Origin of the sequence: Burkholderia sp. ABCPW 14 (genome assembly GCF_001523835.1) — a bacterium.
GTDB lineage: Bacteria > Pseudomonadota > Gammaproteobacteria > Burkholderiales > Burkholderiaceae > Burkholderia > Burkholderia mayonis.
Genome location: NZ_LOVS01000006.1, coordinates 65,436 through 90,234 on the forward strand (window position 1 = coordinate 65,436; position 24,799 = coordinate 90,234).

General features: G+C 69.4%; 20 protein-coding genes and 1 pseudogene. 10 read left to right on the forward strand and 11 right to left on the reverse strand.

All coding sequences use genetic code 11. The features are described from left to right. Positions 1-85: 85 nt before the first annotated feature. The 4 genes from WS62_RS00965 (at position 86) to WS62_RS00980 (ending at position 4,910) form a co-directional block, all read left to right on the forward strand. The gene (locus WS62_RS00965) at positions 86-1,960 is read left to right on the forward strand and encodes an ExeM/NucH family extracellular endonuclease (RefSeq protein WP_066566507.1); all 1,875 of its coding nucleotides are present in this window, start codon (positions 86-88) and stop codon (positions 1,958-1,960) included. Between the two features lie 661 nt (positions 1,961-2,621). Next, positions 2,622-3,002: a DUF883 family protein gene (locus WS62_RS00970; protein WP_066566509.1), complete on the forward strand. Its 381-nt coding sequence runs from the start codon at positions 2,622-2,624 to the stop codon at positions 3,000-3,002. Positions 3,003-3,050: 48 nt separating this feature from the next. Further along, on the forward strand, positions 3,051-3,635 hold the full coding sequence (locus WS62_RS00975) for a BPSL1445 family SYLF domain-containing lipoprotein (protein WP_066566511.1): 585 nt from the start codon (positions 3,051-3,053) through the stop codon (positions 3,633-3,635). 216 nt (positions 3,636-3,851) lie between these two features. Continuing rightward, the gene (locus tag WS62_RS00980; protein ID WP_066566513.1) at positions 3,852-4,910 is read left to right on the forward strand and encodes an AI-2E family transporter; all 1,059 of its coding nucleotides are present in this window, start codon (positions 3,852-3,854) and stop codon (positions 4,908-4,910) included. Positions 4,911-5,217: 307 nt separating this feature from the next. Here the strand turns inward: WS62_RS00980 and WS62_RS00985 are convergent, their stop codons facing one another. Further along, positions 5,218-5,646: a hypothetical protein gene (locus tag WS62_RS00985; protein WP_066566515.1), complete on the reverse strand. Its 429-nt coding sequence runs from the start codon at positions 5,644-5,646 to the stop codon at positions 5,218-5,220. A 33-nt stretch (positions 5,647-5,679) separates the two neighbouring features. Here WS62_RS00985 and WS62_RS37195 point away from each other — a divergent pair, with 33 nt between their 5' ends. After that, on the forward strand, positions 5,680-5,868 hold the full coding sequence (locus WS62_RS37195; RefSeq protein WP_066566517.1) for a hypothetical protein: 189 nt from the start codon (positions 5,680-5,682) through the stop codon (positions 5,866-5,868). A 267-nt stretch (positions 5,869-6,135) separates the two neighbouring features. Here the strand turns inward: WS62_RS37195 and WS62_RS00995 are convergent, their stop codons facing one another. Next, on the reverse strand, positions 6,136-8,232 hold the full coding sequence (locus WS62_RS00995) for a TonB-dependent receptor (protein WP_066566519.1): 2,097 nt from the start codon (positions 8,230-8,232) through the stop codon (positions 6,136-6,138). Between the two features lie 549 nt (positions 8,233-8,781). Here WS62_RS00995 and WS62_RS01000 point away from each other — a divergent pair. Beyond that, entirely contained in the window at positions 8,782-9,993 is a 1,212-nt protein-coding gene (locus WS62_RS01000) for an MFS transporter (RefSeq protein ID WP_066566963.1), read from the forward strand. A gap of 1,064 nt (positions 9,994-11,057) precedes the next feature. On the opposite strand, the gene WS62_RS01010 is transcribed toward WS62_RS01000, so the two are convergent. The 6 genes from WS62_RS01010 to WS62_RS01035 form a co-directional block, all read right to left on the reverse strand. Further along, complete coding sequence (locus WS62_RS01010; RefSeq protein WP_156440830.1) at positions 11,058-12,329, reverse strand: NADP-dependent oxidoreductase; 1,272 nt, start codon at positions 12,327-12,329, stop codon at positions 11,058-11,060. A 75-nt stretch (positions 12,330-12,404) separates the two neighbouring features. Continuing rightward, positions 12,405-13,196, reverse strand: coding sequence for an SDR family oxidoreductase (locus WS62_RS01015; RefSeq protein ID WP_066566525.1), 792 nt, complete (start codon positions 13,194-13,196; stop codon positions 12,405-12,407). A gap of 92 nt (positions 13,197-13,288) precedes the next feature. Further along, positions 13,289-14,059 carry an SDR family oxidoreductase gene (locus tag WS62_RS01020; protein ID WP_066566527.1) on the reverse strand — a complete coding sequence of 257 codons (771 nt, stop codon included), beginning with the start codon at positions 14,057-14,059 and terminating at the stop codon, positions 13,289-13,291. Between the two features lie 35 nt (positions 14,060-14,094). Continuing rightward, positions 14,095-14,784: a histidine phosphatase family protein gene (locus tag WS62_RS01025; protein ID WP_066566530.1), complete on the reverse strand. Its 690-nt coding sequence runs from the start codon at positions 14,782-14,784 to the stop codon at positions 14,095-14,097. Further along, a complete protein-coding gene (locus WS62_RS01030) occupies positions 14,781-15,857 on the reverse strand; it encodes a phosphotransferase family protein (protein WP_066566533.1) in 1,077 nt (358 codons plus the stop codon). The genes WS62_RS01025 and WS62_RS01030 overlap by 4 nt, the downstream gene beginning before the upstream one ends. Next, positions 15,854-17,086: an acyl-CoA dehydrogenase family protein gene (locus tag WS62_RS01035; protein WP_066566536.1), complete on the reverse strand. Its 1,233-nt coding sequence runs from the start codon at positions 17,084-17,086 to the stop codon at positions 15,854-15,856. Before WS62_RS01035 ends, WS62_RS01030 begins: the two co-directional genes overlap by 4 nt. Before the next feature lie 137 nt (positions 17,087-17,223). On the opposite strand from WS62_RS01035, the gene WS62_RS01040 reads away from it, so the two are divergent. Continuing rightward, positions 17,224-18,150: a LysR family transcriptional regulator gene (locus WS62_RS01040; RefSeq protein ID WP_066566969.1), complete on the forward strand. Its 927-nt coding sequence runs from the start codon at positions 17,224-17,226 to the stop codon at positions 18,148-18,150. 90 nt (positions 18,151-18,240) lie between these two features. Further along, positions 18,241-18,642: an OsmC family protein gene (locus tag WS62_RS01045; protein WP_066494209.1), complete on the forward strand. Its 402-nt coding sequence runs from the start codon at positions 18,241-18,243 to the stop codon at positions 18,640-18,642. A gap of 55 nt (positions 18,643-18,697) precedes the next feature. Here the strand turns inward: WS62_RS01045 and WS62_RS01050 are convergent, their stop codons facing one another. Beyond that, entirely contained in the window at positions 18,698-19,579 is an 882-nt protein-coding gene (locus WS62_RS01050) for a Dyp-type peroxidase (RefSeq protein ID WP_066566539.1), read from the reverse strand. 679 nt (positions 19,580-20,258) lie between these two features. Between WS62_RS01050 and WS62_RS01055 the strand changes: the two genes are divergently transcribed. Beyond that, positions 20,259-22,247, forward strand: coding sequence for an ABC transporter ATP-binding protein (locus WS62_RS01055; RefSeq protein ID WP_066566541.1), 1,989 nt, complete (start codon positions 20,259-20,261; stop codon positions 22,245-22,247). A 478-nt stretch (positions 22,248-22,725) separates the two neighbouring features. Here WS62_RS01055 and WS62_RS01065 read toward each other — a convergent pair whose 3' ends face one another. Then, positions 22,726-23,424, reverse strand: a complete 699-nt coding sequence (locus tag WS62_RS01065) for a DJ-1/PfpI family protein (protein ID WP_066566554.1) — start codon at positions 23,422-23,424, stop codon at positions 22,726-22,728. Between the two features lie 27 nt (positions 23,425-23,451). Beyond that, a complete protein-coding gene (locus WS62_RS37765; protein ID WP_231748168.1) occupies positions 23,452-23,712 on the reverse strand; it encodes a hypothetical protein in 261 nt (86 codons plus the stop codon). On the opposite strand from WS62_RS37765, the pseudogene WS62_RS01070 reads away from it, so the two are divergent. Beyond that, a pseudogene (locus WS62_RS01070) lies at positions 23,635-24,542 on the forward strand (GlxA family transcriptional regulator). The gene WS62_RS37765 and the pseudogene WS62_RS01070 sit on opposite strands and share 78 nt — an antisense overlap. Positions 24,543-24,799 lie beyond the last annotated feature (257 nt).

A 24,799-nucleotide genomic window follows, 5' to 3' on the forward strand; every position in this document is an offset into this window, starting at 1 on the left:
ATTACATATTCATGTCTATTCTTTACGCAAAACTGTCAACATGCGCCATTAAGCTTTCAGGATTCCCACACAACGGACCGTCCTCATGCGCACCCCGACATCCTTGCTCGCCGCCCTGTCGCTCCTGCCGTCCCTCGCCGCCGCGCCCGCCTTCGCGGCCACCGCCGCGCCCGTCAGCACGAACTGCGGCGGCAGCGCGACGCCGATCGCCGAGATCCAGGGCGCCGGCGCACCGTCTCCGCTCGCCGGCCAGAACGTATCGATCGAAGCCGTCGTCACGGCCGACTTCGGCGGCACCGACGGCTTCGGCGGCTTCTTCGTCCAGCAGGCCGATCCGCAGCGCCGCAACCAGCCCGGCGTGTCCGAAGGCCTGTTCGTCTATGCGCCGAAGGCGCGCGCGCAGGCGGGCGATCTCGTGCATCTGGCGGGCAAGATCGAAGAGAAATACGGGCAGACGCAGCTCACGCTGTCGGGCGGCATCGCGGTCTGCGGGAGCGGCCAGTCGGTCACGCCCGCGACGCTCACGCTGCCTGTCGACAACACGAGCACGTTCGCCGCGTACGAAGGGATGCTCGTGCGGCTGCCGCAGACATTGACCGTCACCGAAGTCTACGAGCTCGGCCGCTACGGCAGCGTGCTGCTCAGCAACGGGCGCCTGCGCACGCCGACGAGCGTCGTGCCGCCCGCGCAGGCGAAAACGGTGGCCGAAGCGAACGCGCGCAACCGGCTGATCCTCGACGACGGCTCGAACAAGCAGAATCCGGCGACCGTCTCGTATCCGGCGCCGGCGCTGAGCGCCGCGAACACGCTGCGCGCGGGCTACACGGTCGGCGGCATCGAAGGCGTGCTGGAGATGCGCTACGGCACGTGGCGCCTGCAGCCGGTGCCGGGCGCGCGCACGCCGGCGTTCGGCGCGAGTGCGAATCCGCGCACGACCGCGCCCGCACGCGATCCGCGCGCGAACCTGCGGGTCGCTTCGTTCAACGTACTGAATTATTTCAACGGCGACGGCACCGGCGGCGGCTTCGACGATCCGAACAACCGCGGCGCGAAGAACTACGACGAGTTCGTCCGTCAGGACGCGAAGATCGTCAGCGCGCTGAAGGCGCTCGATGCCGACGTGATCGGCCTGATGGAAATCGAGAACGACGGCTACGGCGAGCTGAGCGCCGTGCGCCAGTTGGCGGCGAAGCTCGGCGACGGCTGGCGCGTCGTCGATCCGGGCGTCGCGCGGCTCGGCGGCGACGCGATCTCGGTCGCGCTGATCTACGACAGCCGCAAGGTGAAGCCGGTCGGCCAGGCGGCGACGCTCGCGATCGACGACAAGAACCGCCAGCCGCTCGCGCAGACCTTCCGGCCCGTCGGCGGCTCGCGCGCGGTGACGGTGGCCGTGAATCACCTGAAATCGAAGAACTGCCCGGACGCCGCGGGCGACGACCTCGACCAGGGCGACGGCCAGGGCTGCTGGAACGCGACGCGCACGCGCGCGGCCTCGAAGGTCGCCGACTGGCTCGCCCGCACGCCCACCGGCGTGCCGAGCGAAGGCGTGCTGCTGATCGGCGACCTCAACAGCTACACGTACGAGGACCCGGTTCGCACGCTCGAGTCGCGCGGCTACGTGAATCTCGTGTCGAGCAAGATCGGCGCGGGCGCGTACAGCTACGTGTACAACGGCGAGGCCGGCTATCTCGACCACGCGCTCGCGTCGAGCGCGCTCGCGTCGCGCGTGAAGGCGGTGCACGACTGGCACATCAACGCGGACGAGCCGATCGCGCTGCAATACACGCTCGCCTACAAGACCGCCGAGCAGCAGCGCACGTACTACGCACCCGACGCATATCGCTCGTCGGATCACGACCCGGTGCTGATCGACATCGCGCTCGCCGACGAATATGCGGCCGCCGCCTCCCGCAAGGGCGCAGAAATGGCCGCCGCGCATAGTCGGCGCGCCTGGCGGTAACGCATCCGATGTCGCGCCGTTCGTCATGCAGGCCGTGTGACGAACGGCGCGCGGCGCATGGCCGTGCGATGCCGGCGTTTGCGGAAACGGCGCCGGGCATCGAGCGGCCGGTTGCCAATTGCCGGTTGCCGATGCAGAGAAATCGGCCCCTGTGAGTTTTCCTCGTCGCATCGCTTCAACGCATGCCGCTCGCGAACACATTCGACGATTGCGGCGACGAATCCACGATCGATCCGCTCGTGCCGGCGACGTCGGATCGTTCGGCGCGCACACGCGCTGCCGTGCCGACATGACGACGGAATCCTCACGGCGATCGCTTCGCGAAACGCCCGTCCCGCCCCCTCAAGCAATCGCAGCGATGGACGAAACGGTCCGCACAAGAAAAAAGACCGCCGCCAGTGCGCCATCGGAACAAGACACATTTACCGAATGCCGCCACCCAACCCGGAAAAATCTCCCTCTCCAATTCGCATACTTAATCAATTCATGCATCCGATCGCCGCACAAAATGTTGCATTTTCCGCCGAGCCCCGCCCCACAAAGGCTTTGGCCCCGTCACGGCGGCGTGCCGCGGCCGGCGCGCGAAACTCAGGGCCGGATAACGGATCACACGTGAGCAACGCCCGCACATTTCCCTCAAACCGTCAGGAGAACGACCATCATGGCTCTTTCCGACACTGTCGAATACACGCTTGACCGCGGCCTCTCCGAAGCACGACGCGTCGGCCGCCGGTTCGCGCGCGATGCGCGTTCCGCGGCGCGCGACTTGAACGGCGACGTGAAGGACAACATGCGCTCGCTCGTCGACGAGCTCGACGCGCTGCTGAAGGAGGACGGCGACGCCGACGCGCTCCGCAAGCGCCTGCACGGGCGGCTCGAAGCCGCGCGCGACACGCTCGACGACGCATCGTGGCACGCGTCGCGCCGGCTGCGCGAATCCGCCGAGCGCGTGTCGCAGGTCGTCCACGACAATCCGTGGCAAACGGCCGGCATCATCGCCGGCCTCGCATTCGCGGCAGGCATCCTCCTTGCGCGTCGATAAGCGCGGCGCTTTCGCCCGACGTTCAACCATCAATACGGAGGAAGCATCATGCGCAAGACGCTCGTCATGAAGGTCGCGATCGCGACCGTGCTCGGCAGCCTGGCGCTCGCAGGCTGCACCACCACGCCCGACAAGCCGGCGACCGCATCGTCCAACGCGTCGACGCGCGAAGCGATCGACGCGCGCATCAACGCGACGCTGTCGCGCCTCTACTCGACGGTGCCGGGCTCGCATGAACTCGTCTCGAAGTCGCGCGGCGTGCTCGTGTTCCCGAATGTGCTGCAAGCCGGCTTCATCGTCGGCGGCCAGAGCGGCAATGGCGCGCTGCGCGTCGGCGGCGCGACGGTCGGCTACTACAACACGTCGTCGCTGTCGGTCGGCCTGCAGGCGGGCGCGCAGTCGAAGGCGCTCATCTTCCTGTTCATGACGCAGGACGCGCTCGACAAATTCCGCGGCTCGGAAGGCTGGGCCGCGGGCGCCGACGCGTCGGTCGCGCTCGTCAAGATGGGCGCGAACGGCGCAGTCGACACGTCGACCGCGACGGGTCCGGTCGACGTGATCGTCCTGACCAATGCCGGCCTGATGGGCGACCTGTCGGTCAACGGCACGAAGGTCACGCGCCTGAAGCTCTGACGGAACGCGGCGCGGCGCTTCCTCTGCCCGCGCCGCTTTTCGCCCGCGCCGCGGCCGCCCGCCGCGGCACCTTCGATCGCAGCCCGAACGATGCGCGCTCGGGGCGCGGCAACGCACAGTCGCCGCGCGGGACGCGTCAGGCATAATCGATGCGTCACGGCGGGCCGCCGCGGCGCGGCTTGCCGGTCCGATCAACCATCCTCCCCTGAGCACACCATGGATAGCGGGAACGATCACCAAAAATTCTTCCACCTGCTGCTTTTCGTCGTCACCGTCGGTCTTTGCTGGATATTGACGCCGTTCTTCGGCGCGATCTTCTGGGGGACCATTCTCGCGATCCTGTTCCAGCCCGTGCAGCGCTGGCTCGCCGCGCGCTTCGGCAAGCGCCGCAATCTCGCCGCGCTCGTCACGCTGTCGCTCATCATCCTGATCGTGATCCTGCCGCTCGCGTTCGTCGCCGGGACGCTCGTGCAGGAAATCGCGTACGTGTATCAGCAGATCAAGGCGATGCAGCCGAACATGACGCAGTACTTCCAGGACATCATGCACGCGCTGCCGACGTCCGTGCACCGCGTGCTGCACAACTACGGGCTCACCGACATCGCCGGCATCCAGAAGAAGCTGACCGACGGCGCGGCGGCGATCAGCCAGTTCGTCGCGACGCAGGCGCTCAGCATCGGGCAGAACACATTCCAGTTCGTCGTCAGCTTCGGCGTGATGCTGTATCTCGTGTTCTTCCTGCTGCGCGACGGCGGCGAGATCGGCCGCCGCGTGCGGCGCGCGCTGCCGCTCGCCGAAGATCACAAGCAGCACCTGCTGACGAAGTTCACGACCGTCGTGCGCGCGACCGTGAAGGGCAACATCGCGGTCGCGGCCGTGCAGGGCGCGCTCGGCGGCCTGATCTTCTGGATTCTCGGGATCGAAGGCGTGATCCTGTGGGGCGCGCTGATGGCGTTCCTGTCGCTGCTGCCCGCGATCGGCGCGGGGCTCGTCTGGGTGCCCGCCGCCGGCTACCTCGCGGTCACCGGGCAGATCTGGAAATGCGTGATCCTCGTCGCGTTCTGCGTCGGCGTGATCGGGCTCGTCGACAATCTGCTGCGGCCGATCCTCGTCGGCAAGGACACGAAGATGCCCGACTGGGTTGTGCTGATCTCGACGCTCGGCGGAATGGCGCTCTTCGGGATCAACGGCTTCGTGATCGGCCCGCTCGTCGCCGCGCTGTTCATGGCGAGCTGGGACATCTTCGCGCGCACGGAGCAGGCCGACTGGGAATGACGCGTTGACGGTGGCTTCGCGCGCCACCCGACGCACGAACCGGCGCTCGTCGGGATTCCAAACGAAAAACCCGGCCCGGTCTGTCATGTCGTTCGGCCAAGATCAAAAAGGCCGCTCCGGTATCAATCGGAGCGGCCTTTTTCCTGGGTTCTGCAAAGCTAGACCACTGCGAACCACGCTTAACTAAACGGCATGACAGCCTGGGCGGGGTTCTCTGGCGACGCCGAAGTCGGCTCCGATCGGGCCCGAACGACGATGGCAGCCGCATCCGCGCAGCACGACGAAGCGACGCCGCGCGTCGCGCCGCTCACTCGAAGCTCAAGCGCAGATCCTTGACGACGGGCTCCTTGCCCCAGTTGAACGAGCACACGCGTCCGGTTTCGAGGCTCACCGCGTCCGTGCCCTTGCCCTGCGTCTCGCTGATCGGCTGGCACCCGCCCGAAATCGTCACGGTCGGCGTGCCCTGCTTCGACAGCGCAAACTCGATCGCGCCGTCCTCCGGCACCGTGTGCGTGAGCGCGACCTTCTCGACGTAGTCGTCGGGCAGCATGAAAATCGGCGAATCGTCGACCCACAGCGTGTAGTAGTCGTGCTTGAACGGCGTCTGCTCGACGCACATCTTCGACGTGTGCACGCCTAGCTTCTGGGTCTGGCACAGCGGCGCGGCGACGCAGACCGAACCTGCGGCGAGCAGCGGCACGAGCGCCGCCCAGCTTTTCTGGGTTGTTCTTTTCATTTTCGACTCGAAAAGGAATGGCGGAAGGAAGTCATGCCGTTGCGCACGACGCCGCGTGCGCTCTCAGGGCCGCGCACGGCGACCGCTATCTTACAAACGATCGGCCGCGAACAGAAGAGGGGGCGAGCGCGGCGGGCGGGCTCGGATACCGATGCCGATGCCGATGCCGATGCCGATGCCGATACCGATACCGATACCGATGCGGTGAGTGGTGAGTGGTGAGTGGTGAGTGGTGAGTGGTGAGTGGTGAGTGGTGAGTGGTGAGCGGTGAGTGGTGAGCGGTGAGCGGTGAGTGGTGAGTGGTGAGTGGTGAGTGGTGAGCGGTGAGTGGTGAGCGGTGAGCGGTGAGCGGTGAGCGGCGAGCGGCGAGCGGCGAGCGGCGAGCGGCGGGCGGCGGGCGGCGGGCGGCAAGGTTAGTCGAGCTTACCGAGTACGTCGACTCCGCTCGAATTGCCCCGCGCCGCCGATTCTCCCGCCCGCGCGCCACGCTCAGAATGTCGTGCGCATCCCGACCGTCACGCTGCGCCCGCCTTGCGGCGCGATGTTTCGCACAACCGAACTCGCGTAGCGGATGTCCTGATTGGTCAGGTTGTCGCCGCGCAAATAGGCGAGCCAGTTCGTCGCGCCGACGCGGAACTTGTACGTCAGCACGACGCCGAGCGACGTGTAGCCGTCGGTCGCGAGATCGTTGTCGGGCACGCGGTGCTGCGCCCACGCGTGCGTGACCTGCGCACGCGCGCCGAACGGCCCGTAGCCGTAATCGGCCGCGAGCGTCGCGCGCAGCGGCGCGATCCGCGGCAGCGGCTCCCCTGTGTCCGCGTTGCGCGCGTGCGTGTAGTCGGCCGTCAGTTCGAAGTCGACGCGATGCCCGCGCTTCTCGAACGCGCGCCACTTGCCTTCGAGCTCGACACCGTAGAATTCCGCGCGCACGCCGCGATAGACGGCCTCGCGCAGCGCGTCGCCGGCGCCGGCCGCGACGGGCGCGCCTTCGTCGTCGACGAGCCGCCCGGTGTCGTATTCGGCGAGGTAGTTCCGGAAGCGGCTGTAGAACACGCCGACGCTGCCGCGGTTCGGCCCGCTCGCGTAGCGCAGCGCGAGATCGGTCGACACCGCCTTCTCCTTCTGCGCATCCGGCAGGCCGATCAGGTACTGCCCCGTCGCGCCGTGCGGGCCGTTCGCATACAGCTCGTAGAACGTCGGCGCGCGCTCCGTGTACGACACGTTGCCCGCGAGCGACCACGCGGGCGCGAGCTGGTACAGCGCGCCCGCCGACACGCTGCCCGCATTGAAGTCGCGCCCGCGCGCGGAGCCGAACTTGTCGTCGCCGTTCGCGCTCGGGTCGAGCCGCACGTGCTCGATCCGCGCGCCGGCGGTGAGCTTCAGCGCGTCGGTCGCCTGCCACTCCTCGAGACCGAACAGCGCGACGCTCGTCGTGCGCGTCGTCGGCGCGAGCGCTTCGCCGCCGAGCGCGGAGAACGTGTTCTGGCCGACCTGCACGCCGAGCGCGCCTTCGAACGGACCGATCTTGCGGTGCCGCGCCTCGACGCGCGCCTCGTAGCCGTGGTTGCGGAACGTCGTGCCGGTCACGCCGTCCTCGATCTCCTTGTGCAGATAGTTCGTGTAGCCGAAGTCGAATTTCAGCTGCGAGAACGGACCGCGCAGATTGCGCACCTCCGACGCGACCGCGACGCGCTCCTGGCGCATCTGCAGCCGCGCGTCGGTTTCGGCGACCGAGCCGTAGTTCGATTCGTAGCCGCTGTACGACGCGCCGACGTAGCCGTCGGCCCACGTGTACGAGCCGCCCGCCGCGCCGCCGTAGCGGCGGCCGTCGCTGTTCGGCAGCTTGCCGTACGGCTCGCTCGCGTCTTCGCCGTCGAGCGCGCGCTGGCGCGCCGAATGCGCGAAGCCCGGAATCCTCAGTTCGTCGGCCTCGCGGCCGAACGCGTCCAGGTGAAACGCGAAGCGGCCGTTGCCGCCCTCGACGAGCGCCGCGCCCGCGCGCGCGTTGTTCGCACCGCCATAGCTCGCGTCGACCGCCCCCGTGACGCCCGTGATCGCTTCGCGCGGAATCCGGTTGTCGATCGTATTGACGACGCCGCCGACCGCGTTGCCGCCATACAGCAGCGCCGCCGGCCCGCGCACGATCTCGACGCGCTCGACGGTGAGCGGTTCCTGCGGCACCGCGTGGTCGTACGACAGCGACGACGCGTCGTACGCGGCGACACCGTTCTGCAGCAGGCGAATGCGGTCGCCGTCCATACCCCGGATGATCGGGCGGCCGACGAGCGGGCCGTAGGTCGTCGTCGACACGCCGGGCAGGCCGTTCAGTGTATCGCCGAGCGAATCGGTGCCGCGCAGCGTCAGCGCGTCGCCGGACAGCGACGCGGTCGGCGACGTGAGCGCCGACGCGCCGAGCGGATTGGCGGTCACGAAGATCGGCGCGAGCGTCGTTGCCGGCGGTGCGTTCGACGGACGCTCGGCGGACGGCGCGCTCGTCTCGCCGTGCGCGAGGCTCGCGGCGAGCAGCAGCGACAAGGGATGCAGCCTGCGAACGAAAGGCGGCGCGATACGTCGGTGGTCATCCATTGCGGTAATCGGTGTGGTGTTGTCGGGGTGAACGGGATCACGGGTCGAGTCGCGCATCGCATGAGACGATATAACGTATCAAATTCTGCGCGCACGACGGCCCGTGGCGAAACGCATCGGCAGTCCGTCGGCGGGCGCGGCGATGCAGTTCCGGCCAGCGAGCGAGCATGCGATGGATCGGATATGTTATATCATTTCAATTTTTGTAACAAATCCCTTACGACGCAGATGGGCGGCGCTGAATCGTCGGCGCCCCGCTGTTTTGCGCCGCCTCGGCTTGCTCCGTTCGTCGCCGGACCGGCCCGTTCCGAGCGCTTCGCCCGCCCGCATCGCCTTTCATGCCGCCGCGCTGCCGGCGCTTTTTCGATGTCCGCCCGCACATGCATAACCCATGCGTGGATCACGGGCCCGACCGCGCCGCAGATTCGCCGCATCGGACGCCAGATGCTTGCGCCGCCCGCCGTCGAGGGCGCGCGCCGTCCGGGCCGCTCGCGTCGACGTGGTATCGTCGAGCGCTCGCAAACCGACGAAATCCTTTCAGCTTCACGCATGCATCCTTTCCGATCGATCCTTCCGCTGGCCCTGTTGACGGCCGTCGGGCTCCTCGCGACCGACCTCTACCTCCCCGCCGTGCCGTCGCTGCCGCAGCAGCTCGGCGGCTCGATCGAAAGCGCGCAGGCGACGCTCGCCGTGTTCTCGGCCGCGCTCGCCGTCTCGCAGCTTGTCTGGGGCGCCGCCGCCGATCGCTTCGGGTATCGCCGCTCGCTCGCGTTCGCGGTGCTGCTGCAGCTCGCCGCGGGCGCCGTCTGCGCACTCGCGCCGTCGATGGGCGTGCTGATCGGCGCGCGCGCTGTGCAAGGCTTCGGCGTCGGTGCGGCGACGGTCATCGTCCCCGCGATCGTCAGACAGTCGTTCGGCGACGGCGGCGCGGTCCGCGCGCTCGCATGGCTCGGCATCATCGAGAGCGCGGTGCCGGGGCTCGCCCCCGTCGTCGGCGCGGCGCTGCTCATCGTCGCCGACTGGCGGACGAGCTTCTGGATCATCGTCGTGCTTTCCGTCGTCGCGGCGCCGCTCGTGTTCCGCGTGATTCCCGCCGCTTCGTCGACGCACGCGCCAGCGCGCGCGGACGCGGGCAGGCGCGCGGGCGGCTATCGGCGTCTGCTGCGCTCGCCCGTCTATCTCGGCTACGCGCTGGGTCACGCGCTGTGCTTCGCCGCGCTGCTCGCGTTCGTCGCGAGTGCGCCGCAGGTCGTGGAGATCTGGCTCGGCGCGGGGCCGTCGACGTTCAGCCTGATGCAGGCCTGCGGCGTCGTGGCGTTCATGCTGACCGCGTCGCGCAGCGGCAGATGGTCCGACGCGCTCGGACTCGACCGGATCATCTCGCTCGGCGCGCTGCTGCAGCTCGCGGCGGCGGCCGCGTTCCTGCTGCTCGCCCATCTCGAGTTGCGCTCGACGGCGCTCGTCGTTGCGTCGTGGATGCTGTTCTGCGGGTCGCTCGGCTTGCGCGGACCAGCGTCGATGGCGCGTGCGCTCACGGCCGAGCCGTCGATCGCCGGACGCGCGGCCGGGCTGCTGATGTTCTTCGGCCTCGGCGCCGCCGCGCTCGCGACGCAGGCCGTTGCGCCGTTCCTGCATCTCGGGCTCGCGCCCGTCGCATGGATGTGCACGGGCTTCACACTCGCGAGCGGCGCGGTGATCCTGTGGGGAATCGCGATGCGAGCGAAGCACCGCGACATCGCGGCGGGCTCGGCCGCGCGATGAAAGTGGTCTGAGCGGCGGAAAAGCCGTGCGGGCGCGCCGGAAGCGGCGAAGACGGCGCAGCGTGCGCGCGGCGCTGTCGGCCGCGCAGGTCGGCGCAACGACGCACCAAGGTGCCTGTGGGTCGGCGCTCCAAAGTCTCGAACGCGCAAAGCCCCGCAGCATTCGAAACCGTTGCTGTTGAAATCGCTACGCCGCCGAAGCAGCCCACACGGTCGAAGCCGTCGATGCAGGCGTGAGACGACAAATCCGGCCAATCCGGCCAATCCGGCCAATCCGGCCAATCCGGCGCCGGCAGCATATCGAGCCCCCGCTGTAACGAGCGGTAAGTTGTCTTAATTTGCCGAAATTGACTTGGTTCGGCCGCTTCTCAACAATGAACACTGCTTAGGATGTCGTGCCTTCCCGTCTCGGGACGCGCGGCGCGCCAAAGCGGCCAGACTCCAGTCACTCTCCCCCCTGACTGGAATTCCCGCGCCACGGACGGCAAGCCTCCGTGGCGTCTTTTTGTCGGCATGCGTCCGGCCCGTTGCAGTGCATCGCATCGGCGATTTCGCCGTCGGTCCGTCGCATGCGGCGCCCACATTGCGCATCAATGCCCTTGCGCGCCGCGACCCGGCGCGCTTCCGCCAGGCACCGCATCCGGCACGTCACGATCGACACACGGCAACGCGCCACATGCGCCGCACGCGCATCCGGTCCGCTCACCTCGCATGCGAGACGTACCTTGCGCCGCAAGCCTCGCGTGCCGCGGCGCACCCGCCGCGCGTATCCGGCAATCACGCCGCGTCAACCGCCTCGGCGGCGTGACGCATCCGCGCGAAGCTCGCGCAGCAGGCGACGCAAGCGAAAGCGCTGCCCCCCACAGCGCGACGACCGCGCCCGTTGCGCCCGCGGCGGTGAAGCATGCGGCGACGAGCGCCGCGCAAACGCCGGCCACGCGCAACGTCCGCGACCGCTCCGCTCGCCCGCGTCGCGCGATCGACTGGCAGTACGCGTCGCGCCCGGTCCGACATCGCGCGCGGCTCGGCACTCCCCCGCTCATGCCACCGCCTCACGCTGCCGCGTCACGCCTGCGGATCGACCCGCAGCACGAGCTTGCCCCGATGGCTGCCGTCGAACAGCCGGTTCAGCACGTCGGGCGCGTTGGCCAGTCCGTCGACGACGGTTTCCTCCGCCTTCAGCCGGCCGTCGCGCAACCAGCCCGCGAGCGTCGCGACCGCTTCGCGGCCCTTTCGATAATCGAGGATCAAGAAGCCGCGCATCGTCAGCCGCTTTGCGATCAGCACGCTGACGTCGTCGGACGGGCGGCCGCTGTTGTAGTTCGCGATCACGCCGCACAGTGCGACGCGCCCGCCGATCACCATCCGCGACAGCACCGCGCGCATGATCTCGCCGCCGACGTTCTCGAAGTTCACGTGCACGCCGTCGGGCGTCGCGTCCTTCAGCGCGCGCTTCCAGTCGTCGGCCTTGTAGTCGACGGCCGCGTCGAAGCCGAGCACCTCGGTCAGATAGCGGCACTTGTCCGCGCCGCCCGCGATCCCGACGACGCGCGCGCCATGGATCTTGCCGATCTGTCCCGCGACGGAGCCCACTGACCCCGCCGCCGCCGACACGACGAGCGTCTCGCCCGGCTGCACCGGCGCGATCTCGGTCAGCCCGTAGTACGCAGTGAGCCCGCTCATCCCGCATGCGCCGAGGAGGCGCGGCAGCGGCAGGCCCAGCGCGGCGGGCAGCTTCGTGTACTGCGCGGCCTCGTCGGCGCGCACGTGCGCGTAGTCCTGCCAGCCGACGAGCCCCTGCACCAGATCGCCCTCGGCGAAGCCCGGCGCGTTCGACGCGACGACGCGCCCGATGCCGAGCGCGCGCATCACGTCGCCGATCGCGACGGGCGGCAGGTATTGCGGGATGTCGCTCATCCAGACGCGATTGGTCGGATCCATCGACAGATACAGCACGCGCACGAGCATCTCGCCCGGCCCGAGCGCCGGCAGCGGCGCTTCGACGAGCGTGAAATGCTCCTGGCCGACGCGCCCGTCGGGGCGCGCCTTCAGACGCAACTGGCGATTGACGGATGTGGACATGGACGTCACCTTCAGGATTTCGATGATTTCGATGAGTGGAAAGATGCGGGGGCGCGCGAACGTTGCGAGCGCGCCGCTGTCGCATTGCCGCGATCCGCGATCCGCGATCCGCGATCCGCGATCCGCGATCCGCGATCCGCGATCCGCGATCCGCGATCCGCGATCCGCGATCCGCGATCCGCGATCCGCGATCCGCGATCCGCGATCCGCGATCCGCGATCCGCGATCCGCGATCCGCGATCCGCGATCCGCGATCCGCGAGCTACGCCACCGGGATGCTTCAACGCCGCCAGCGTCGCAGGAAACCGCCGCCCGCGCATGCACGCGATTTCAGACTGCGCACATCCCGCCGTCGATCACGAGCTCCGCGCCCGTCACGTAGCGGCTCTCGTCGGATGCGAGATAGACGGCCGCATACGCGACGTCGTCGGGCTCGCCGAGCCTGCGCATCGGCACGCCGCGCGCGAGCTTGCGCGCCGCCTCCTTCTCGCCGAGTTGCTGGACGAGCGGCGCGACGATGCCCGTCATGATGAACGACGGATGGATCGAGTTGCAGCGCACGTCGGTCTGCCGGCGCGCGCAGTCGATCGCGATCGACTTCGTCAGCGACGCGACCGCCGCCTTCGACGCGTTGTACGCGGTGTAGTCGGGCTCCTGCTTGAACGCGGCGACCGACGAAATGTTGACGATCGACGCGGGCGCGCCCGCCTCCAGATACGGCAGCGCGTGCTTCGTGCCGAGCACGATGCTCTCGACGTTGATCGCCATCACGCGCCGCCATTCGCCGCGCTCGATCTGCCCGATCGCGCCGAACGAGCCGACGCCCGCGTTGTGCACGAGCACCGACAGCCCGCCCAGCACGTCGTTCGCCTGCGCGAGCCGCGACTGCCATTGCGCTTCGTCGGCGACGTCCTGCACGGCCGCCCACGCGAGCCGCTCGCCCGCCGCTTCGTTCAGCTCGGCCGCGAACGCGTCGAGCACCGCCGCGTCGACGATGTCGGTCAGGAACACTTTCGCGCCCTGCTCGGCCATCCGCCGCGCGATCGCGCGCCCGAGGCCGCCCGCCGCGCCGGTGATGAACGCGCGCTTGCCGGCGAGACGCGGCGTCAAGTTCTTCGTCATGAACCCTCCTGGTTGTTTCGATGCTCGCGCGCACGTGCGGCCGCGCGCACGCGTGAAGCAGAAATGATGGGCGGTGCGTGCGCGCCCCGCCGTCAGACGGACAGATAGCCGCCGTCGACGTTGAGCACCGCGCCCGTCGTATAGCTCGACGCCGCCGACGCAAGATACAGCACCGCGCCCGCCATCTCCGACGGCTGCGCGGCGCGCCGCATCGGCACGTGCGCGAGCACCTGCTTCAGCACATCGGGCGTCTGCGTCAGCGCCGACGCGAATTTCGTGTCGGTCAGCCCCGGCAGCAGCGCGTTGCAGCGCACGCCGCTCGCCGCGCATTCGATCGCGAACGCCTTCGTCATCGAGATCACCGCGGCCTTCGTGATCGAGTAGATGCCCTGCCAATAGCCGGGAATCACGCCGTTTACCGACGCGACGTTGACGATCGATCCGCCGCCGCCCTTGCCCATCAGCTTCGCGCCGCGGCTTGACATGAAGAAGTAGCCGCGGATGTTCACGTCGACGGTCTTCTGGAACGCGCCGAGGTCCGTGTCGACGATCGGCCCGTAATACGGATTCGTCGCCGCGTTGTTGACGAGCACGTCGAGCCGCCCGTGCTTCGCTTCGAGCGCGGCGAAGAGCGCGTCGATCTGGTCGAGCTCGCCGATGTGGCACGCGGCCGCCTCGGCCGAGCCGCCTGCTTCGACGATCTCGTCGGCGATCGCGCGGCAATCGTCGATGCGCCGGCTCGTGACGACGACGTGCGCGCCGGACGCGCCGAGCAGCTTCGCGGCGTCCGCGCCGATGCCGCGGCTTCCGCCGGTGACGACGGCGATCTTTCCGGACAGGTCGAACAGGTTGGGTGCGGTCATGGAGAATATCCTGCAATCGATGAAGGAAAAAGGAATCAGCGATGCGTGACGAGCCGCTCGCCGTCCGCGCCGTCGAGGTGCGGCCAGCCGTTGTACGTCATCACGCGCGCGCCGCCGCGGCCGATCCGGATTCGGCTCACGCTCGTGTTGACGAGCGGCCACGCGAGCTCGAAGCTGCGCTCGACGGGCACGCCGAGCAGCGCCGCGACGATCACGCCGATCGGCCCGCCCGACGTGAACGCCCAGATCTCGCGCGACGGCTGCCGCGCGAGCGCGTCCCATGCCGCGAGCGTGCGTTCGCGGAAATCGGGCCACGGGCAGCCGTAGTCGCCGTCGTGCGCGCCGCCCGTCCAGCGCGCGACGGCCGCCGCGAACAGCGCCTGGAACGCGCGGCGCGGATCGGCTTCGCCCGCCATCGCGCGCAACAGCGCGTCGCGCGACGCGAGCTCGGGCCGGTGGCGCACGATCAGCTCGTCGGCGTCGAGTTCGTCGAGGCCGGCGAGCGCGAGCCGCGGCGCATCGACGCCCGCCGCGCGCGCGCAGCCGTCCGCCGTCTGCGCGTGGCGGCGCAGCGTGCCCGTCGCGATCAGCTCGGGCCGCCGCGCGCCGCGCGCCATCCATGCGCCGAGCCGCGCCGACTGCGCGTCGCCGAGCGGCGACAGGCAGTCATAGTCGGCCGCGTCGAAGCTCGCCTGCGCGTGGCGAATCAGGAACAGCTCGGTCATCGCGCGCGCCCGGCCGCCGCGATCACGCGCCGGCAGCGCTCGCCGAGATAGCGGACCGCCGCGCCGAAGCCCGCGAACTGCTCGTTCGTCGTGTGGCCAAGCACGAAGCGCCGATAAATCTGCTGCGCGATCACCATCAGCCGGAACAGACCGAACACTTCGTAGAATTCGAAGCCGCCGACGTCGAGCCCCGTGCGCGCGCCGTAATAGCTGACGACCTCGCGGCGCGTCATCATCCCGTCCGCGTGGGTCGGCTGGCGGCGCATCGCGACGAACGCGGGATCGTCGTCGGCCTGCACCCAGTATGCGAGCGAGCCGCCGAGGTCCATCAGCGGATCGCCGAGCGTCGCCATCTCCCAGTCGAGCACGCCGACGATCGACAACGGATCGGCCGGATCGAGCACGACGTTGTCGAAGCGATAATCGTTGTGGATCACGCAGATACGGCGCTCGCGCGCCGGACGGTTGCGCTCGAGCCACGCGAGCACGTCGTCGCACGAATTCGTGCCGTCGGTGAGCGCCTTGCGCCAGCGCTCGCCCCAGCCGCTCAATTGCCGCGCGACGTAGCCTTCGCCCTTGCCGAGCGCCGCGAGTTCCGCGCGCGACGCGTCGATCGCGTGCAGCTCGATCAGGCGATCGACGAAGCTCTCGCACAGCTTGCGCACGCCGTCGCGGCCGAGCGCCAGTTCGGCCGGCAGTTCGCGTCGCAGGATCACGCCGGCGATGCGCGCCATCACGTAGAACTCGCTGCCGAGCACCGCGGGATCGTCGCAATGCGCGAGGATCGCCGGCACGTAGCGATAGTCGGGCTCGAGCGCCGCCATCACCGCCGCTTCGCGCAGCATGTCGTGCGCGGCGCCCGCCTTCGCGCCGGCGGGCGGCCGCCGCAGCACCATTTCGCGGTCGCCATAGCCGATCAGGTAGGTCAGGTTCGACGCGCCGCCGTGGAACTGCCGGATTCGCGGCTCGCCGGCCAGGCCCTCGATCCGCGACTTCAGATACGCGTCGAGCTTCGCCGCGTCGAGCCGGTCTTCGTCGCGCACGTCGCGCGCATCGTCGAGACGCACGCTCATGCGACCTCCGCGGCGGCGAGCTGCCGCTTCACCTCGAGCTTCGCGACGACCGCGCGATGCACCTCGTCCGGCCCGTCCGCGATGCGCAGGATGCGCGCGTACGCGTAGAGCGCCGCGAGCGGGAAGTCGTTCGACAGGCCCGCGCCGCCGTGGATCTGGATCGCCGCGTCGGCCGCCTGCTGCGCGACGGTCGGCACGACGACCTTGATCTGCGAGATGAGCGACAGCGCCGCCTTCACGCCCTGCGTGTCGATCGTCCAGGCGGCCTTCAGCGTCAACAGGCGCGCCTGCTCGATCGCCATCCGCAAGTTCGCGACGATGTCGCCGTTGCCGCCGAGCTTGACGAGCGGCTTGCCGAACGCGGTGCGCGTCGTCGCGCGCGCGCAGAGCAGCGTGAGCGCCTTCTCCGCCGCGCCGAGCGCACGCATGCAATGGTGGATGCGGCCCGGCCCGAGCCGGCCCTGCGCGATCTCGAAGCCGCGGCCCGGCCCGAGGATCACGTTCGACGCCGGCAGCCGCACGTTCGCGAAGCTGACTTCGCCGTGGCCCGACGGCTCGTCGTATGCGTTGAACACGGGCAGCATCCGCTCGATCGTCACGCCCGGCGCGTCGAGCGGACACAGCACCATCGTGTGCCGGCGATGCGGCTCCGCGTCCGAATCGGTGAGCCCCATGAAGATCACGACGCGCGCGAGCGGATGGCCGATGCCGGTCGACCACCACTTCCGGCCGTTCAGCACGACTTCGTCGCCGTCGATCGTCGCCGTCGCCCGCATGTTCGTCGCGTCCGACGACGCGACCTCAGGCTCGGTCATGCAGAACGCCGAACGGATCTCGCCGGCGAGAAGCGGCTCGAGCCAGCGGCGGCGCTGCTCGGGCGAGCCGTAGCGCGCGAGCACTTCCATGTTGCCGGTATCGGGCGCGTTGCAGTTGAACACTTCGGGCGCGATGAACGAATGCCCCATCAGCTCGGCGAGCGGCGCGTACTCGACGTTCGGCAGCCCCGCGCCGCCGTGCTCGACGTCCGGCAGGAACAGATTCCACAAGCCGGCTGCGCGGGCCTTCGCCTTCAGCGCTTCCATCACGTCGGGCTGCCGCCAGCCGCGCCAGTCCGCGCCGCCCGCCAGTTGCTCGAGGTAGCGCGCCTCGGCGGGCGCGATCTCGTCGCGCATGAAGCCCGCGATGCGCTCGCTCAGTTCTCGGCAGCGGGCCGAGGGAGAGAAATCCATGGCGTCTCCGTATGGTCGGTTCGAATGGAGACGAGCGTACGCGATCCTCGACAATCGATGAAATGAATATTTATTATGCGAGGACATAGACATCATTGATGGGTTTGCGCAACCGCGCGAGCCGCCCGGACACGCCGATGCAACCCGACCACCGACTCGACCTGAACCTGTTCCGCGTGCTCGACGCGGTCTACGTGCACGGCGGCATCAGCGCCGCCGCGCGTGCGCTGCACCTGACGCAACCGGCCGTCACGCACGCGCTGAACCGGCTGCGCGCGCACTTCGGCGATCCGCTCTTCGTGCGGCAGGGCAACAAGGTCGTGCCGACCGAGCGCACCCGCGCGGTGATCGCGGACGTCCAGCTGCATCTGAAGGGCCTGCAGGACGCGGCGCGCGCGCAGACGCGCTTCAGCCCGGATGCGCTCGACATGCGCTTCGTCGTCGGCGTGCGCGACGTGCTCGAATCGATCGCGCTGCCGCAGCTCGTCGAGACGATCGCGCGCGACGCGCCCGGCGTGCGGCTCGTGAGCCGGCGCGTGCCCGTCGCCGACATCGAGCGCGAGCTCGGCAGCGGCGATCTCGATCTCGCGATCGAGCGCCGCGTGTCCGCGGGGCCGCGGATCGTCGGCGAATACGTGGTCGACGACACGCTCGTCGTCGCGATGCGGCGCGACCATCCGCTCGCGGGCGCGCCGCTGCGCCGCGCCGACTATTTCGCCGCGCGGCACGTGACGGTGTCGCCGCTCGGCGAGCCGCACACGCTCGACGTACTGCTCGGCGCCGACGGCCGCTTCCGGCAGATCCAGCTCGTCTGCCAGCACTATTTCGCGGCGTGCCAGATCGCGGCGTCGGGCGATTTGCTGCTGACGCTGCCGCGCTCGTACGCACTCCGGATGACGCGGCTGCTGCCGATCGCGACCCAGCCGCTGCCACTGCGGCTAAAACCGTATCCGATCCTCGCGTACTGGCACGAGTCACGCGAGCTCGACCGCGCGCACCAGTGGTTCCGGCAGCGCGTGATCGACGTCGTGCGCGAGGCGTCGTCGCATCCGGCGGGTGCGTAAGGGCCGCTGCAGGCCGGCGCGAAGCCGTTTATGCTCGCGAATCGAGGCCGGCATGCCGGCCGATCCCTCCCTTGACACCGAGAACACGCCATGCCGCTCATCCACGCCTCAGCCGAAATGGCGCCCGACGCGCCGAACTACGTCGTCGACATCGCTGCCGGCTCGCACCGCCTGCAAGGCGACGAGAACGAGCACGAAGGCGGCGGCAACGTCGGGCCCGCGCCGTACGAGCTCGTGCTGTCTGGGCTCGCCGCGTGCACCGTCGCGACGCTGCGGATGTACATGCAGCGCAAGGACTGGCCAGCCGCGCGCCTGTCCGCGCGCGCCGAACTGCATGTCGACCGCGAGGGCGCGCAGTATGTGCGGCGCACGATCGTCGTCGACGGCGCGCTCGACGACGCGCAGCGCAAGCGGCTCGCGGAGATCGCCGAGAAGACGCCGGTCACGCTGTTCATCAAGCGCGGGACACGGATCGAGACGACGTTGAAGTGATGCGCGCTACGGTGCGGTGCGGCATTGCGCGGCGCGGCGCCGCGCCGCGTTACGGTTACAGCCCGAGCGCCGACAGATCGAGCTTGCCGTCCTTGACGGGCGGACACCAGAAGAACGAGCCGGTGATCGGCTGCGTGAAGCGGAACAGGCCGTCGTGCACGCTGTCGGTCGCGCCGATCATCCGGCGCATCTGCACCTCGAACGCGCGGAACGAATGCCCGAACGCGACGAAATACAAGCCGGCGCGGCGTTCGTCCGCCCACGGCGACGAGCGGCGCAGCACCTTCGCCTCCGGCGTGAAGCTCTCCTGCTCGGTACGCTTCACATGCGCGTACGCGGGCGCGTCTTCGAGCTCTTCGTTGTCGTCCTTGCGGCGGCCGATGATCCGGTCCATCTCGTCGCCCGGAATCTCGCGCATCTTGCCGAAATCGTGCACCCATTGCTGGACCGCGACGAAGCTCGCGCCGTCGAGCCCCGCGCCCTTGCCGGACACGAACGCGGTTTCGAGCGCCTCGTCGCCTTCCGGGTTCTCGGTGCCGTCCTCGTAGCCGGACAGGTCGCGATCGTCCGCATAGCGGAACGCATTCGCCGCGACGTCGAGCCCGAACGCGGGCGCGACGAGTTGCTCGATGTCGCGCGAGCGCACGGTCGCCGCGCCGAGATCGTCGGCGCGCAGCCAGACCCACAGCGCGGCGGGCGTCGACGGCACCGGCGCACCCGGCACCGACAGCTCGGGAAACTCCTTCAGGCCGTCGATCTTCTTGTCGAGCGCGTGCACGAGCGACGGCCCGATGCCGATCACCGTGTCGACGCCGTCGACCGCGTCGCGCAGCGCGGCGAGCACGCTCGCCGCATGCTCCGGATGCACGATCCGGAAGGACAGGTAACGGCTCGCGGCCGGAATCGGAGCCAGAATGCCTTGCTGAAAGTCGCTCATCGTTTCCTCGATGCAATGTTCGGTTCTACAGGGGGACGCCGGATTGTCCCATAACGTCCGGGACAGGCTGATTGTCGGGGACACGCCCGTCGGGGACATGGCCGTTTGCGACATGCGCGTCCGCGACTGCTCGCCCGGGATGGGCTCGTTGGAGGCATGCCAGATCGTTGGGACATGCCCATCCGCGGCATGCGCGTCCGCGCGCCGAGGCGCAAGCGCACACGTACACCGTCGATACGCGTGCGCGGCGCGATGCGATGCGATGCGCGCACGACGATGCCCGATGTTAACCCACGCCTTCCGGCCCCATCGCACGCGGCGCGCCACGACGCCGCGCATCGCCCGTATCGAATCGGCAACATCCATTCGTCTGACATTGCAGCAACGCGAAACGGCCGCTAGAATCGCTACACGAGTCGAATTTCAGCTCGCCTTCATTTCACCCACTCAACGCTCGAAGGAGGTGCCGGATGTCGCGAATGCATGTCACCTCCCCGACGGCAGTTCCACGACGCGCGTTCTAAGTCGCCGTCTCCGCGGGCCGCTCTCCGGCCCGCACCGCTTCCGGACAATTTCTCGCCTTCGTTTCGTGCGCTGACGCGCAGCGGCGTCCGTCCGGCTTTCGTTTCGAACAACAATCGACAAGTCCCGTTCGCCACGAGCGGCCGGGCCCCGATAAATGGTCCAGAAAACTAGCAATCCGGGTGGGCGGGCGTTTGCCGACGTGCTCGCGTTCACCTTCCGGCACTGGCGCGCGCAACCCGCGCGCATCGGCGCGATCGCCTTCTTCGCGCTCGCCACCGCGCTCGGCGACGTGCTGACGCCGCTCTTCGCGGGATACCTCGTCGACGCGCTGTCGCACGGCGTCGCGGCCGCGGACAAGGCCGACGCCTGGAGCCGCGCGCTGCACGCGTTCGGCATGCTGATCGGCATCGGCGTCGCGTGCACGCTGCTGCGGCAGGCGGCGTTCCGCCACATCATCGTGCTGACGCTGAAGATGATGAGCGAAATCGCGGCGAACGCGTTCCACCGCGTGCAGCGCTTTTCGACCGACTGGCACGCGAACAGCTTCGCCGGCTCGACCGTGCGCAAGATCACGCGCGGCATGTGGGCGATCGACTTGCTCAACGACACGCTGCTCGTCGCGCTGCTGCCGTCCGTCGTGATGCTGGCGGGCGCGACGCTGCTGCTCGGCGCGCACTGGCCGGTGATGGGCGCGGTGGTGGGCGGCGGCTCGCTCGTCTTCATCGCGGTGACGGTCACGATGTCGCTGCGCTTCGTCGCGCCCGCCGCGCGGCTCGGCAACCTGTGGGACACGCGAATGGGCGGCGCGCTCGCCGACGCGGTGAGCTGCAACCCGGTCGTCAAGGCGTTCGGCGCGGAGACGCGCGAGGAAGCGCGGCTCGACCACGTCGTGTCGAAGTGGCGCGCGCGCACCCGCCGCGCGTGGCGGCGCGGCACGCTGAACGGCGGCGTGCAGGGCGCGATGCTCGTCGCGATGCAGGCCGCGATCCTCGGCGCGGCGCTGTGGCTGTGGGCGAACGATCGCGCGAGCGTCGGCGACATCGCGTTCGCGCTGACGACGTTCCTCGTGCTGCAAGGCTATCTGCGCGACATCGGCATGCACATCCGCAACCTGCAGCGCTCGGTCAACGACATGGAAGAACTCGTGTCGCTCGAGCGGCAGCCGCTCGGCATCGATGACAAGCCGGGCGCGAGGCCGATCTCGATCGTGCGCGGCGAGATCCGCTTCGAGCACGTGACGTTCGGCTACAGCGGCGCGCACGCGAAGCCGCTCTACGACGATTTCTCGATCCGGATCGCGCCGGGCGAGCGGGTCGGGCTCGTCGGGCATTCCGGGTCGGGCAAGACGTCGTTCATCAAGCTGATCCAGCGGCTCTACGACATCGACGGCGGCCGCATCGTGATCGACGGGCAGAACATCGCCGACGTCACGCAGGAATCGCTGCGCAGCCAGATCGCGATCGTCCAGCAGGAGCCGTTGCTGTTCCACCGGACGCTCGCCGAGAACATCGCGTACGCGCGGCCCACCGCGACACGCGACGAGATCGTGCGCGCCGCGCGGCTCGCGAGCGCGCACGACTTCATCGCCGCGCTGCCGCAGGGCTACGACACGCTCGTCGGCGAGCGCGGGATCAAGCTGTCGGGCGGCGAGCGGCAGCGCGTCGCGATCGCGCGCGCGTTCCTCGCCGACGCGCCGGTGCTGATCCTCGACGAAGCGACGTCGAGCCTCGACAGCGAAAGCGAAGTGCTGATCCAGCAGGCGATGGAGCGGCTGATGGTCGGACGCACGACGCTCGTCGTCGCGCACCGGCTGTCGACGGTGCGCGCGCTCGACCGGCTGATCGTGCTCGACAAGGGGCGCGTGATCGAAGAAGGCAGCCACGACGCGCTGATCCGGCTCGAAGGCGGCGTCTACCGGCGGCTGTTCGAGCGGCAGGCGCTCGAACTCGCGAAGGGCCTGATCGAGCAGACGAGCGGCGACGTCTCCGACTGGCTGCGCGACGCGCATGACGGACGCGACGAGCGCAACGAGCGCGGCGAACGCGACAAGCCCGGCGTGCTCGACGGGCACGACGCACGGCGCTCGCGCGGCGCGTTCGACGGCGGGCGAATCGACGATTCGGCGGTCGCCGTCGAGAAGTAGCGGCAGTCGCGACGCGGGCGGCGCGGCTGTGCGCGAGCGCGGTCGCGGTCGCGTCGCATCGCTTGGCGTCGCGTTGCTTGGCGTCGCGTTGCTTGGCGTCGCGTTGCTTGGCGTCGCGTTGCTTGGCGTCGCGTTGCTTGGCGTCGCGTTGCTTGGCGTCGCGTTGCTTGGCGTCGCGTTGCTTGGCGTCGCGTTCGCGCGATGCGCGACACGCGACACGCGACGTGTACACACATGCGCAATCGCGTTGCTCCAGCTCGACTCACACGAACAACGCACAGAGTCGCGACGATCGATCCATGCGGTCGAAACGCGCCTGGGTTGAAACGCAGCGAACCAAGTCGAGCCGCGAGGGGCGGCATCGCTTCGAAGCCACCGCTACCCGCGCGGCCGCAGGCCCGCGATCCGGCGGCGCCCACCCGCGTCGCCCCTCTCCGCCCCCTTGCGACTCCCCCAATCCGTCAACCAACCACCCGCATCACCCCGCGGCCCAGCTCCGCTCCAGCGCCGCCGCGACACGCGCGACCACCTGCTCGCGCCGCGCGAGCACCGGCTTCGACCGCTCGCGCACGCGCTCGACGATCCGCGCCGGCGCGGTGTCTGGATCGCCCGATTCGAACGGCGGCGCCGGCGCATATTCGAGCTGCAACTGCACCGCCTGCGCGTCGTCCTCGCCGACGAACTCCGCCGCGAGCGTCAGCGCGAAATCGATTCCCGCGGTCACGCCGCCGCCCGTCACGAGATTCCCGTCGCGCACGACGCGCTCGCGCACCGGAATCGCGCCGAGCGGCGCGAGCAGCGAATGGGACGCCCAGTGCGTCGTCGCGCGCCGGCCGCGCAGCAGGCCCGCCGCGCCGAGCACGAGCGCGCCCGTGCAGACCGACGTCACGTAACGCGCTTGCGCCGCATGCCGGCGGATGAACGCGAGCGTGTCCGCGTCCTCCATCAGATCGGCGACGCCCGCGCCGCCCGGCACGCAGATCACATCGAGCGGCGGACAGTCGTCGAACGTCGCGTTGGGCGCGAGCACGAGCCCGCTGCTCGCGGCCACCGGCTCGCGCGTCTTCCAGACGAGCCGCACCGTGACGCCGGGCAGCGACGCAAACACGTCGTGCGGCCCCGTCAGATCGAGTTGCTGCACTTGCGGAAACAACAGTAATCCCACTTCGATGGCCATTGCGATCCTCCTCCTTGTTGCATGCCGTCACGCCGGCCCGAACGCCCGCGCAGCACCGTGGACAACCCGACTGTACGCAAGTACCGTATGGCGGATATGCCAAAGTCCCCACGATTCCTGCCAGCCGCGCCTGCCGCCGCCGAGCGCCGCGCCGTGCACGTGCTCGCGTTCGACGACGTGCAGCTGCTCGACGTCACCGGGCCGCTGCAGGTGTTCTCGACTGCGAACGACTTCGCGGCGCGGCGCGGCCTCGCGATCCCGTATGCGCCGCGCGTCGTCGCCGCGCACGCGCCGCCCGTCATGTCGTCGGCGGGGCTCGCGTTCGTCGCCGCACCGCTGCCCGCCGCGCGCGAGCCGTCCGATACGCTGATCGTCGCGGGCGGCCGCGGCGTCTCCGACGCGGCGCGCGACCCGCGGCTCGTCGGCTGGTGCGCCGCCGCGCGGTGCAAACGCGGCGCATCGCGTCGGTGTGCTCGGGCGCGTTCGTGCTCGCGGCGGCGGGGCTGCTCGACGGCCGCCGCGTCGTCACGCACTGGTCGCGCTGCGAAGAGCTCGCGCGGCGCTACCCCAACATGCGCGTCGATCCAGATCCCATTTTCATACGCGACGGCGACGTGTGGACGTCGGCGGGCGTCACGGCCGGCATCGATCTCTCGCTCGCGCTCGTCGAAAACGATCTCGGCCGCGCGCTCGCGCTCGACGTCGCGCGGCATCTCGTCGTATTCCTGAAGCGGCCGGGCGGCCAAGCGCAGTTCAGCACCGCGCTGTCGCTGCAGCACGAAAGCGGTCGCTTCAGCGAACTGCACGCATGGGCGGCCGCGAATCTGGGCGCGACTCTGTCGGTCGCGGCGCTCGCCGCGCGCGCCGGGATGAGCGAGCGCAGCTTCATGCGCCGCTACCGCGAGACGACCGGCAAGACGCCCGCGCGGGCGATCGAGCAGATGCGCGTCGAAGCCGCGCGCAACCTGCTCGCCGACGCGCCGCTGCCGATCAAGCGAATTGCCGCGCGCTGCGGATTCGGCACTGAGGAGACGATGCGGCGCAGTTTCCTGCGGATGCTCGGCGTGACGCCGCAGGCGTATCGCGAGCGGTTCGCGGTGGATCGGCGAGGCGTCTGAGCTCGATTCGACGTCGGCGCGGCGCGGCGCGGCGCGGCGTGTTGGCGTTGGCGTTGGCGTTGGCGTTGGCGTTGGCGTTGGCGTTGGCGGCGACTTCGACTTCGACTTCGACTTCGACTTCGACTTCGGCTGACTTCGGCGAGACATCGGCTTCGGCGAGACATCGACGCGGCAGCATCGTCGCGACCCGCGACGTCACCGAGCGCATCGTCGACCGCGCGCGCACGACGCGTTGCGACACAGCCTCGCATGGCGAA